The organism is Bacillus kalamii (assembly GCF_047238185.1).
Classification (GTDB): Bacteria; Bacillota; Bacilli; order Bacillales; family DSM-1321; genus Bacillus_AD.
Genome location: NZ_JBDFMI010000001.1, coordinates 1,916,086 through 1,928,984 on the forward strand (window position 1 = coordinate 1,916,086; position 12,899 = coordinate 1,928,984).

Here is a 12,899-nt window from a genome sequence, read left to right on the forward strand (position 1 = left end):
CACTATAAATGGCTTAGCCATTACATTTCATTATACCTCATGCCAATTCCGCAATTTACCAATTTCCCTATCTTTGATAACGTAATAGAACAAGAACAATCATTTAAATGATTTCAGAAAGTGGGAGCAAAATGATAAAAAAACGGAGACTATTATGGGACCTATTTTTTGTATTCTTCAAAATAGGGCCTACTACATTTGGTGGAGGGTTCGCTATGATCCCTGTCGTTGAAAAAGAAATCGTGACCAAACGCAAATGGCTTTCTAAAGAGGATATAACCGATATATTTGCCTTATCACAGACCATTCCTGGTGCTGTGGCTGTTAATGTAGCTACGTTCGTAGGCCATAGAATCGGCGGTTTGCCAGCAGCCTTTGCCGCTCTCCTCGGCATATCTCTGCCAACCTTTTCAATCATTTTACTATTGGGTTTAGCTTATTTTTCATTTGCGGATACTCATTTGTTGGAGGCAGCGTTCATTGCCATACGTGCCACTATTGTCGCTCTTATTACATATGCCGCCATCAATATGATAAAGTCGGCCATCATTGATAAAACCAGCTTGGCCCTTATGGTGACAGGCATACTGGCTCTCTTTTTCATCCATCCTATTTTAGTTTTATTATTCGGCGCTTTTGCAGGCGTTTACTCCACCTATCGAAAACAGAAAAAAATCAAACATCCATCAAATGGAAATGGCGTGCCGGAGACTTATGGCGAACAGATCAAACAGGGGCACGAGATATGATTATTTTGGATTTGTTTATTACGTTTGTCTATATTGGTTTTGTTTCATTTGGCGGTGGGTATGCCATTATACCTGTTATCCAAAAGGAAGTGCTTACACATGCTTGGATGACAGATCAGCAATTTACGGATATCATTGCCATTTCAGGCATGTCGCCCGGCCCCATTGCCACAAATACGGCGATTTTGGCAGGTTACTATACAGAGGGCTGGGCAGGGGCTGCTGCTGCTGTCAGTGGAATGATTCTTCCTTCTTTTTTCTTGGTGATCCTTGTTGCCGCTTGTTTTATGAAAATGCACCAAAAACCAATAGTAAAAGCCATTTTTTATGGGTTACGCCCGATCGTTGCGAGTCTCGTCCTTTTTGCGGCAATAAGCTTCGCGCTTTCCAATAAATTGCTGACCCTCTCTTTTTCATGGAATACCGTTAGCCTATGGATCATATTCGGATTGTCCCTTGTTTGTTTCGCCAAATTCAAATGCTCTCCATTATATGTGATTTTGCTCTCTGGACTTGCTGGAATTCTGTTATATTCCTAAAAAACGAAGGTTCTTCATACAATAACCTCTATTAAAAACATCCTCTCTATCAAGATTGGATGTTTTTTTACATGAATAAGTCCTGCCAACAACAGCCTGGCAGGACACCCATTTACATCTTTTTTCTTAGGGGATATAAGGCTGAGTTGCTTACTGTTCATTTCTATTTCACTTTCAAAAATCGATTATTAAGATAGAATTATGCGGATTTCTTGGAGATACGGTTGAAGAGTTTTTATTTATGCAATGGGTAAAAATCAAACTTAGTAAAAACAGAAAAAAAGAAGTGGTTCGATGGTACGTAAATCAAGCTGCAAGAGGATCCTTATCGCCTTTCTTGCCATTTTCAGGACGGGCAAATAGCGAGAACAGCATTCCGAATATAAAGAGAAAACCAGCTGTTAACAAGATGGAGTAATTGAAGCCAAGGGTTATATTGCCTCCGGCTGATTGTACAAGGGCACCTGTTATGACCGGTCCCACCATGCCGGCAATATTCATGAATGACGTGCTAAGACTAGTCATTAATCCTGCACGCTCAGGCATTAATTGCATTAATACTTGTGGGCTAATTGCCATGATTGTATAAGAAAAACCTTTTGTTATTAAAATGGCGATTGTCACCCAAGCAGCTGAATGGATAATAGTTGTAGATGCCAAACTGATTCCAGCAATAACTAACGCCGCACCAGCGAAATAGATGCGTGAAAGGCGGAAATTTTGGCTTTTATTAAATAATCGATCAGAATATGTGGAAAGCAAAACAGATATGAACACCGATCCAATTCCCACTATCGATGCTGTATATCCCATATTCATCGGTTTCATCTCCACTACTTTTGTCAGATAATTGGGCATCCAAAGGGTAATCCACATCGTCATCCAGGATGCCGAAAAGGCTGCTAAGAGAGTAAATAGACAAGTTGGCGATTTTAATATAATTGAAAATTCAGACCATTTTAATTTAGAAGGCGCTACATTTACATCGCTTCCCTTTTTGCTATATGTTAACCGCTTCGTTTCCGGCAGCGCCAGCCAAACGATCAAAAAAATGACACTTAGGAAGCCTAGTGATGCAAAGCTCATGCGCCACCCTAGTTTTTCAATCATTATGACTAAAAGAGGGGCGGTAGCTAAAGCCCCAAGCATTCCTCCAGCATTCAAAACAGAAATAGCCATCCCTCTTGACCCTGGCTTAAACCATTTACTTATATGGCTGATCGCCGTCGGTGTGAAGGGCCCTTCAGTCAATCCAAGAACAACCCGATACACAATCAGCATAGACAGCCCTGAAATCGCAAATGCACCAAATTGGAGAATACTCCAACCTATTAACATAAGAGCAATGACCTTTTTTGTCCCCCATTTATCAGACCAAGCAGCGACAAACACACCCGATACAGAAAAAAGCCAAAAGAAACTGCTCCCAACCAATCCCCACTCTGTATATGTAAGTCCGAATTCATTCATAATGGATTCTGAAGCATAACCAATTATCGATTTATCCGCGAAATTTATCCCCATTGTCAGGAACAAAAAAATAAGAACAGGCCAGCGCATCTTTACTCCTCCTTATTAAAACGCTTTCATTTTGAATATCGAATTAGGGGCTTATTAACCCCTTTTTCGGTTCAAGCAGTTGTGTTAGTTGGAATCAATACCATCTCTAAATCATTGGGGATAATAATGTCCCCTTTGAATACGGAAGAAGCCTCGGCCAATGCCTTCTCCGGGTTCATTTTTGGCAAAAAATGAGTCAGTACGAGCTTTTTCACATCCGCCTTTTTCGCTGTTTCGGCCGATTGAGCAGGCGTGCAGTGTTCTTTAAGCAGATTTTCCCAGATTTTTTCCGCATTCGGCATTTTATCGCCATCAATTGGCGTCAGTGCTGTATCATGGATTAATACTCCAGCCCCTTCTGCAAGCTTGGCTAAATGATCGGTCGGGGGTGCGGTGTCACCGGAAAAGACAACAGAAGACTCTTCATGGTCAAACCGATAGGCAAAGGTAGGAACGCTATGATTCATCTTTGCGCACTGAATTTTAATAGGCAATTCAATCTCCACTGGTCCCTCCTGTTCAATTTCGATGACTTTAACATCGCGCACTCCTGCTTCCGGCCTGCCTAAAGACATGCGATAATCAATATCGTCCTTTAGCATCTCTACTGTTAAATCGTGCATTCTTTTTGTGCCCACAGGGCCGATGACCATTAATTCACGTCTTCCCTCCAGCCAGCCGCTAATTAAAAAGTGTGCGTATCCCAACATATGATCAGCGTGAAGATGGGTAAAAAAAACATGCTTTATATCCTGCGGGGCAATACCCAATTTGACGAGTTGCATGGTTGTTCCCTCAGCACAATCGACTAAGACGGGCAAACCGCCCAATGTTACTAAATGCGCCGTTGCCATTCTTTCTTTTGTTAATCGCGGACTGCCTGTCCCTAACATGATGACCGAATTATTCATTTTTCATCCCCCATTATATCCAAAATGGATTAAACTTAAAATACTATGTTAACATGAGCTTACACAGTAACTTATTGATATAGTGCCTCAAAACAATCATAAGAAACATTCTCCTAATTAGAATACAAGCCCCTGCCCTCCTCTTATTGTTTGTTTAAACCAAAATGGACTAAACTATTCAAATCAATTTCCACTTTTGATTCACTATAGGAACTACATTACAAAAAAAATTCACAAAAATCAATATTTTTGTGAATTTTTAAATTATTTGCTGAAATATGTATTGAAAAGCAAAATGGCCGCTCCTATAGAAGCGGCATTCTCTTTTAAGGCCCCTTGACTATATTTTATTTCCCTTTTATTCATACTGTTTTCTTTTGCCGATTTCACTGTCTGCTTATAATATTCATCAAATTCAAACATAAATGGCCCGCTTAAAACGACCAAATCAGGATTAAATATGTTCACCAAATTGGAAATCCCAATCCCTAAATAACAGGAAGACTTTAATATAATATTCTTCATTTTTTCATCGCCCTGGACAAAGAACTCCATCATCTCACTTAGCGATGCTTGTTCAAACAATTCTTCTTTCATCATGCCATGTAGCGCTTTTTCCTTATATAATTCTTCAATAATTCCTTTAAATGAAGTATATGCGACTATGCAACCACGTTTTCCGCAAGAACATACTCTGCCGTCAACATCAATAATCATATGTCCATAACTGCTTCCATGAACATCATTATTTCTCAAGATGTTCCCATTATTGATAATGCCGCAATCCATTCCCCAACCGCCGCTGATGCAATAGAGTATGTTTTCATATACATAATTCGCTGCATGGTGCTCCGCAGCCACCGCTGCATTCGCACTCTTCTCCACTATTACTTTTACTGGGTATTTCTCACGGATCATATCCACAATGCGCACATTTTCCCAGCCAGCCAATAGAGACGATTCCGGCTTTAAAATAACACCCTCCATCTGGTTAATAGGGCCAATCATCGCCACGCCGATACCAAGCAATTTACGTTCATCAAAATGATGTGTTTCCATAAATCTCTTAATTGTGCTGTCAATCTTCATCATGACAAACTCAGGTGTATGGATGGGAGTCATTACAAAAGACAATTGGTCGATAGGATTGAAGCGCAGATCCAAGAGCATGATCGTCGTTTTCATCCGTGAAATATGGATGCCGATCATATAATTGCAATCCGGTTCAATATCGTATAATATAGGCGGCCTTCCGACCAAAGCCTCACCAAACCCAATTTCTTTAATATACTTTTGCTTGATCAGTTCATCCATCATACGGACCAATGTCGTCTTTTTTATATGGGTTTTCTCCATTAAGTCCATTTTTTTGATCGGTCCATTTTGATGGATCAAAAGATACAAATTTTTCAAATCCTCATTCTTTAAAGAATGGTTTTCAAGAAACCGTTTAAACATTCATTTCACCTGCCACTCATTATGGTTTATGTCTATTATAAAATCTTTCTGGATTAATACATAGACATATTCTACTCTGAATGGTTTCCTTATCCATTTCAACCAATAAGGGCGGCATTCATCAAAATGGAAAAAAGATGACTTCCATTATCTATAGAAATCATCTTCCTTTTCCTATTTATCTTCCATTCTCCCAATTTTTCAATAGCTGATAAGGATTTTGCGCTACCCACGAAGTATTATAAAGCCCTACGTGCAAATGGGGGTCGAACATACCTGTCGTGCCTTCCTTTCCATATCCCGAATTGCCGACATATCCAATGATTTGTCCTTGTTTTACGGTTGATCCATTGGCCAAGCCATATGCATACTTGCTCATGTGCGCATAGTATAAAATCATGCCATCATTCGTGAGGACGCTGATTTGCCAGCCCCCCAATGTATTCCATCCATAACGGATAATCTTTCCGCCCGTTGCTGAAAAAATCGGCGTTCCTTTTGGGGCCATAATATCGATTCCTTCATGATGGCGATCGCCTTTAAAGGTCCGGCTATTCCCCCAACTGTCGCCATATGGCTGATAGCTGCCCTTTTTTAAAGGGAACATGCCTGAATTTAGCGATTGCATATCCGAATTGGTTTGTATGGATGTGCTTTCGTTCACTGTTGGTTGTGCTGCTTCACCTGAAATATGTAGTTTCTGCCCAATCAAAATCGTATCCGACTGCAAGTGGTTCAGCTGTTTCAGTTGAGAAACAGTGGTTTTATAGGCAATCGCTATTGCCGAAAGAGTATCGCCTTTCTTAACAATATAACTGCCCGTTGAAACAGTCGATTGGGACGGCACTGTTTGCGCCTTTCCGCCTACTTTCAAAGACTGGTTAATGAATATCATATCTGATTGCAATTGGTTCCAATTCTTAAGATCCTGTACAGATACATGAAATTTGTTCCCTATAGAAGTAAGTGTATCACCCTGTTTAATTTGATAGGTTGATTGCGAAGCCTCGGCAATTGGCTGTGCCAAACAGAAAGCTGACATGGTACAGGCAATTGCCAAGACCTTTTTATTTTTTGACATCATCGTCCATTCCTTTCTTATGAAGTAATATGCTGTTTCTTTTTGGATTCACTTTTTTTATCGACTATATGCTATTAGTCTTTAGGATTATAAGACTATACGATACCAAAACAGTTCATTTTACCTATAAGAAATACAAATTAACTTAGAAAAGAATACACTCTCGTCATGTCTATTTTTAGGTATGTTCAGTAACCTCTTTTCAATAAATCAGCGGAATCCTCATCGATTGGCAAAGCAAAAAAACCAGTGATCCATTAAATGGCACTGGTTTTACTTGTTACGAAGCCTTCCTTTCTTTATACAGCCGGTAGCCAGTCAATAATACGGCAAAGAAACAAATCAACGAGGATATGTAATAGGAAAAATGCATCCCCTCTATAAATAGAGCTGGCTGATCTTCAATATACGTTTTTATCTTATAACCCGCTTTTTCACTCATCGCATAATAGAGGCTTGTCGTCGATAAAGCTACTCCCATCACCATTCCGACATTTCTGGCTAAAGAATTCAGGCTACCTGCTATTCCGAGCTCACTCCTTTTCACAGAGGACATAATGATTGAATTATTCGGCGACTGGAAAAGCGCAACTCCAGCCCCAAGCAGAGCAGCTGTCAGGATAAAATAGGCTAGGCTTGTTTCTTGGTCTATACTGACGAATAGAAGCTGGACTACGGCAATAAGCACTAACCCAATAAACGTAAGCAATTCTGCGCTAATCTTATCTGATAAAGCCCCGCTGATCGGTGCCAATACCACCATAACAAGCGGCAGGACCATCATCAACAAACCCGAAAGATTCGGGGGCAGTGCCAACGACTTTTGCAAATAAAAAGGCATGAGGATACTATAAAAAAAGTTGGTTGTGAAAACCAAGACTGCACAAATAAGTCCTAATGAAAAGGCCTTGTTCATGAATAACCGAATATCAATCAATGGAAAGGAAACCTTCTTTTCCGCATACATCAAAAGGACAAATGCACCTATTGCTATTAAAACCATCCATTTGATTAACGGCTTAGTGAATCCAATTTCCTGTCCGACAAAAATGGCTCCGAATAAGAAAAAAATAAATGTCGCAAACAAAAGGAATCCAAGATAATCCATCCTTTTTCTTGTCGGAACCAATTGTTCCTTCGGAAGAACGGCAAAACCGAGTAAGATTGTCACTATCCCAATCGGCACATTGATCCAAAAAATATATTCCCAGCTTAAATGGGATACAATCAGTCCTCCTATTCCAGGACCGGCAATGCTCCCTAAAGATACGAAGGACCCAATCGTACCCAGCGCCTTGCCGCGCTCATTCACCGGGAAGGATTCTGTAATAATTCCGTAGTTGGTCGCCATCGTCATGCTTGCCCCGAATGCCTGTACCATCCGTGACAACACTAGAGTTGTCAAAGTGTGGCTCAAGCCGCATAACAATGAACCAAAAACAAAAATGAACGTGCCTACCCTGAATACCTTCACCTTCCCATACATGTCCCCAAGCTTACCGAAAAATAGAATGAATATACAAATCGTCAGTAAATAGATCGAAACAATCCATTCGATTTGATTCATATCTACTGCCAATTCATGTGCTATAGAAGGTGCTGCAATATTGACGATGCTGCCGTCCAGTGTCGACATGAATGTGAACATACCTACCGCGCCTAAAATGAGCCACTTATTTCCATTTCCTTTTCGTACAATCGCTTTTTTCAAATTGAGTTCCACCCTGCTTCCTTCTCGATTACCCTTAGTATGAATTCAGAAGAAAAGCGTTATTCCTGCGATCTTAGTTTTACGTATTTCATCCATAGTATCCTCAAATCATGAGCAACCCAAAAAGAGTTCCACACAGTTAGCGATTAGATACTTTTTCAAATAGTAGAAGGCACGTTTGTTTTGTTTCCAAAGACTAGATTACCTGCGGAGAACTGACTGTTTGGAATACACAAGGATTTGACCTGCCCTTAGGAAAAAGAAGATCAAAAAAACAATAGAGATATAAGCCGCACTAGCATATACGTCTTTTTCATTTTCAACCCATTCCCCCACCTGCTAAGATGTAAAATATATCCACACTTATTTACTCTTTTTTTAGGATAGAAATGCACCTCAAAATGACTACAAGATCAATCATTTGTAACTAGATTGTTTTTGGCACAAATAATTATCCAAAGTCAAATAAAAAATTGCTTTGACCTGAGAATTCGAATTCCTGACACATCTCGGGGTTCTGCTGAGCGTTTAAACCATCTTTTGTCGAAAAATATGCTAGTCTTGTGAAGTATTTGAAAAAATGGGGGGAACAAGATTGAAACGTAGCATCAAGATGCTTCTAGGTGCTTCTATTGCCGCAACAGCCCTTTTCGGGGTGAATGTCGGGCAATCAGAAGCCGCATCGATCACATTTAAAGACGTCACTTCAAGCCACAAGTCGTATCAGGAAATTGATTATTTAGCCCAGGGGAAAATCACACAAGGGGATGGAAAAGGCTATTTCAAGCCCGACAACAAGATTACGCGCGCCGAGTTCACTATGATGCTCGGACGAGCTCTTGACTTGGAAGGCGCACCGAGCGCTACGAGCTTTAAAGATGTCACCAAGCTCGGCACTACCGGTTCCGGTTATATCAATACGGCTACCAAACTCGGTATCATCAATGGCTACAAGGGAGGCTATTTCAAGCCTAAACAAACCATTACCCGAAGCGAAATGGCCAGCATTATTGCTCGGGCATTCAAGTTTGATTCCACGAATACTGCCTCAGGCGCCGCACAGGCACTTTTGAAGCGTGGTATTGATTCGTATCAAAAGGATGGCACGTTTGACGGTGATCGCGCAGGTACACGCGAGGAGATGGCGATCTTCCTATCCCGTGCAATCAACAGTGATCTTCGTCTACCGAGCGCTACCATTCCGGTTACGTTTACGGGAACGAAATATGTCAATGTCGCAAGCGGTGACCCGTTGAATTTACGAAATGGCCCTCTTACGGACTATCGTTCAATCGGTACCCTTCAACGCGGAACCGTTGTTTCAGTCGGTTACACCGTTGGCAAGTGGTCTTATGTTCAAACGAAAACAGGCCAAAAGGGATTTGTCTCTACAGCATACCTTTCAAATAGTTTATCATCAGCCCCAACGACTGGAGCCGGTGATAAATCATTAGCTGACATAAAACTAGTCATTGATCCAGGCCACGGTGGAAGCGATCCGGGATCGATCGGTGATGGGATCTATGAAAAAGATATTACACTGGGAATTGTTCTTAAAATGAAAGCCCTGTTGGATAAAACGCCCTTACAAGTTCGCTATACTCGAACCGATGATTCGTATCCTGAAAACATTGACCGTGCCAAAATGGCCAATGCATTTGGGGCAGATGCGTTCATTAGTGTCCATGCGAATAGCTTGAGAGGTGTACCGGATGCCAACGGTACGGAAACATGGTATTGGGACCCGAACGCACCATTGCGTTACAAAGGCACGACCAGTATCCATGGCGGCAATCAAGCCGACAAAGAACGTTCGAAAGAAAGTAAAAAACTAGCAAGCAGTATTCAAGATCGGGTCGTCGATGTCATTGATACAAGAGACCGGGGTCCTAAACCGGATCAAGAGTTGATTGTCGTTAATTCTACGAACATGACTGCTGTATTAGTAGAAACAGCTTTCATTACGAATCCAAGTGACGTGGCCATTTTGAAATCAGAAAGCGGTCAACAAAAAATTGCAAAAGCCGTCTACTGGGGCATACTCGATTACTATAAAGATAAAGGCTATGACGTAGCCGCTTATTACAACGTGTAAAACCCGGTTTTACCCAAAATAGACGCAAGGCCCTTCTCTCTTTATGAGAGGAGGGCTTTTTTTGTCGGGATAAAGAAGAACCTTTATATGACCGAAAGCTGACGCCAACATGACGGGGCGGTGGCTTTTTGACGGGCGGCTATCGAACCGAAAACACCGCTTTAACGGGCTCGATACGCCCTCTCAAAAACTAAGCCATCCAGTAAGTGATGCCAAAAAACCCTTCTATACTTCGATCTGCAATCGGAAAGACAAAAGCAACGTGACTCGGAGAGATATCCCCACCGCGCGCCTCGAGCCATTAAACACTTGCCTTCACGAGTTGCTATATAAAACCTATTTGAAAGGAGAATGTCATGAGTTTCGAAGGAACTGCACAGGAGCACGCTACATTCATGCGGGTGTAAAAAACATCCTCTACACGGTTGTCTCGTTTGAGCAGATCATTACGTAAAGCCCACCTCGACTGCCAATATCTCAACAGCTGACCTCCCTGCCGGCTACTACCGCATCAAGGTTGCAACGACATGTCTGACATGGATGGCCAATGGACTGTGGATTCGAATACAAACGCTTGGTTCACGGGCGCCTTTACGCTGCAGAACGGCCAGCTTACGGACTTCCGCGCCTAAAACCAGAAGAGCATGCCACGTAGAATGGTGGCATGCTCTTCTTTCTATACTCTATTCCTATTTTTGAACGGTCACACGAAGGTCGGGATTCATGGCTCTTGCCATGAAGATCGCCATCTCCTCGCGCGTGCCGGCGCGTTTCACCGCAAATGAACCATCGCTTTGGCGCACATCGATGCCACGTGTTAAAAGAGCAGTAGCGGCACCTGATGTAGACCCATCGGTTGGGTAACCGAATGCACGGGTGATGATGAGTGCCATATCACCACGTGTGATCGGATCATATGGTTTGAACGTGCCGTCTTTGTAGCCATTGATGTAGCCCTTATCCACGGCAGATTGGATCAGGCCGGAACCTGTCATACCGATACCCACATCTGTAAACTTCGTTTTTTGCGGAGTTTCTTCTAAACCTAGGGCCCGTCCGAGCATCATCGTGAACTCGGAGCGCGTAATCTTGCTTTCGGGATAGAAATAACCAGTAGTCGTTCCTTTGACCACCCCGCTTTGCGCCAAGTAGTCGATTTCTTTATACGAACGATGAGCTGTGTTTACATCATGGAAGGTCTTCGGAGCGGCCGCTTCCGCTTTTCCATCCACCAAAACAAATGCATGTGTACTTTCCACTCCTGTTGGAGAAAGGGATGTGACCCCATAGGTGTAGGTTCCGTCTTTTTGAGCCGTTTTGTCTATATACACGGTATGGCCATCCGTGTTGTACACTACATCCACGATATTCCTTGGATCGTCATACGAACCTTCTATTGTCCCTTTGAAACGGTAGATCACGTATTTTCTTGTTTGTGAGCTGTTTGGATCGGTAATCGTCACTTGCATACCTGCGGATCCTTTGGTTACTTGGACATTTTGTGGTTGCAAAGGAACCGCTGCCCCTTTCCAAGAGACGGCTGGCGTAAGAGCCACATTTTGATACAGCTGCTGCTTCAGATACGTCGCATATCCCAAAAGGTCCTTATTATATTTGCTCAGTGAGTAATGCATTTGGCCTTTTACATGAGCAGCATTTCGGTTGTCTGCAATTTGACCCGGCAGTTCTTTTTGGTTCGCAAAAGCGGTATCACTTCCATATTCCGCTTTATTGCCGACCTTATAATCCGCTAACCCAATATATAAGTTCACCGGGTGGACTTTCGCGTAGGTTTGTACTTCGCTATTCCACCAGTTTAGGAGAGCCGTATAATTGGCTGTTTTGTGATTCCTAGACCAATAGATTTGTGGCGCAATATAGTCAATGCTGCCATCTTTCAACCACTGTCTGGTATCTGCAAAAATATCATCATAGTTTGTTGCGCCATTCGTCTTACTCCCCGTTGAATCGTTTGCTTGATTGCGCCAGATTCCGCGGGGCGAGATGCCGAATTGGACGGAAGGCTTCACTGCTTTGATGGTTCCGTACACATTTTTCAGCAGCGTATTCACATTGTTCCGGCGCCAATCTTCTATCTTTTTAAAGCCGGTTCCGTATGCTTTAAACGTAGCCTGATCGGGCACGTTCTTGCCTGGATAGAAATAATCATCCATCTGGACGGCATCAAGATCATAATTGGTCACTAGTTCTTTAACAACTGAAGCGATGTATTGTTGAACGGTTGGTAAGCCTGGATTCAAATAGTATTTTCCATCATATTGGATGACCCAGCTTGGGTTCTTTTTCGCAATATGATCAGCCGCTAATGAGGATAGTGTTTGCTTTCCTACGGTCACCCTGTACGGATTGACCCACGCATGGAGCTCGAGACCCCGCTTATGTGCTTCATTCAGCATGATTTGCAGCGGATCATAGCCAGGATTCGTCCCCTGTTTCTTTCCGGTTAGATAGGACGACCAAGGGGCCAACTTAGAAGGATATAAGGCATCATTTTGCGGTTTCACTTGAAAAATGACCGTATTGAAATGATCTGCTTTCACTTTGTCTAAAGTGGTTTGAACCCAGTTTGTATATTGAGATTGGTTCATCCCTGCTTTCATATCAATGTTCGAAACGGTGGCAATCCAGATCGCACGCATTTCCTGTTTCGGACTGGACGTACTGGCATATGCTTTTTGAAAAGCAGGGATGGATGTGAGCAGTAACAAAACGACAACAACGAAGATAAATTTCTTGGACCTTTTGACAATCATCTGAGACGTTCTCCCCCTTTA

9 protein-coding genes are annotated in these 12,899 nt (G+C 42.3%); 3 read left to right on the forward strand and 6 right to left on the reverse strand.

The annotated features are described in order from the left end of the window. The first annotated feature begins 131 nt into the window (after positions 1-131). Both ABC357_RS09615 and ABC357_RS09620 read left to right on the forward strand, forming a co-directional pair. Complete coding sequence (locus ABC357_RS09615; RefSeq protein ID WP_412887286.1) at positions 132-749, forward strand: chromate transporter; 618 nt, start codon at positions 132-134, stop codon at positions 747-749. Further along, on the forward strand, positions 746-1,288 hold the full coding sequence (locus ABC357_RS09620; protein WP_412887287.1) for a chromate transporter: 543 nt from the start codon (positions 746-748) through the stop codon (positions 1,286-1,288). The genes ABC357_RS09615 and ABC357_RS09620 overlap by 4 nt, the downstream gene beginning before the upstream one ends. Positions 1,289-1,594: 306 nt before the next feature. Here ABC357_RS09620 and ABC357_RS09625 read toward each other — a convergent pair whose 3' ends face one another. From ABC357_RS09625 to ABC357_RS09645, 5 genes are all read right to left on the reverse strand, one after another. Next, the gene (locus ABC357_RS09625; protein ID WP_412887288.1) at positions 1,595-2,848 is read right to left on the reverse strand and encodes an MFS transporter; all 1,254 of its coding nucleotides are present in this window, start codon (positions 2,846-2,848) and stop codon (positions 1,595-1,597) included. Positions 2,849-2,919: 71 nt separating this feature from the next. Further along, positions 2,920-3,759 carry an MBL fold metallo-hydrolase gene (locus ABC357_RS09630; protein ID WP_412887289.1) on the reverse strand — a complete coding sequence of 280 codons (840 nt, stop codon included), beginning with the start codon at positions 3,757-3,759 and terminating at the stop codon, positions 2,920-2,922. 264 nt (positions 3,760-4,023) lie between these two features. Further along, positions 4,024-5,217 (reverse strand): ROK family protein, encoded by a 1,194-nt coding sequence (locus ABC357_RS09635; protein ID WP_412887290.1) that lies wholly within the window; start codon positions 5,215-5,217, stop codon positions 4,024-4,026. Positions 5,218-5,395: 178 nt separating this feature from the next. Next, a complete protein-coding gene (locus ABC357_RS09640; RefSeq protein WP_412887291.1) occupies positions 5,396-6,301 on the reverse strand; it encodes a M23 family metallopeptidase in 906 nt (301 codons plus the stop codon). Between the two features lie 277 nt (positions 6,302-6,578). Next, positions 6,579-8,021, reverse strand: a complete 1,443-nt coding sequence (locus ABC357_RS09645; protein WP_412887292.1) for an MFS transporter — start codon at positions 8,019-8,021, stop codon at positions 6,579-6,581. A 583-nt stretch (positions 8,022-8,604) separates the two neighbouring features. On the opposite strand from ABC357_RS09645, the gene ABC357_RS09650 reads away from it, so the two are divergent. Beyond that, positions 8,605-10,104 carry an N-acetylmuramoyl-L-alanine amidase gene (locus tag ABC357_RS09650; RefSeq protein WP_412887293.1) on the forward strand — a complete coding sequence of 500 codons (1,500 nt, stop codon included), beginning with the start codon at positions 8,605-8,607 and terminating at the stop codon, positions 10,102-10,104. Positions 10,105-10,793: 689 nt separating this feature from the next. On the opposite strand, the gene ABC357_RS09655 is transcribed toward ABC357_RS09650, so the two are convergent. Continuing rightward, on the reverse strand, positions 10,794-12,878 hold the full coding sequence (locus ABC357_RS09655; RefSeq protein WP_412887294.1) for a family 10 glycosylhydrolase: 2,085 nt from the start codon (positions 12,876-12,878) through the stop codon (positions 10,794-10,796). Positions 12,879-12,899: the final 21 nt, after the last annotated feature.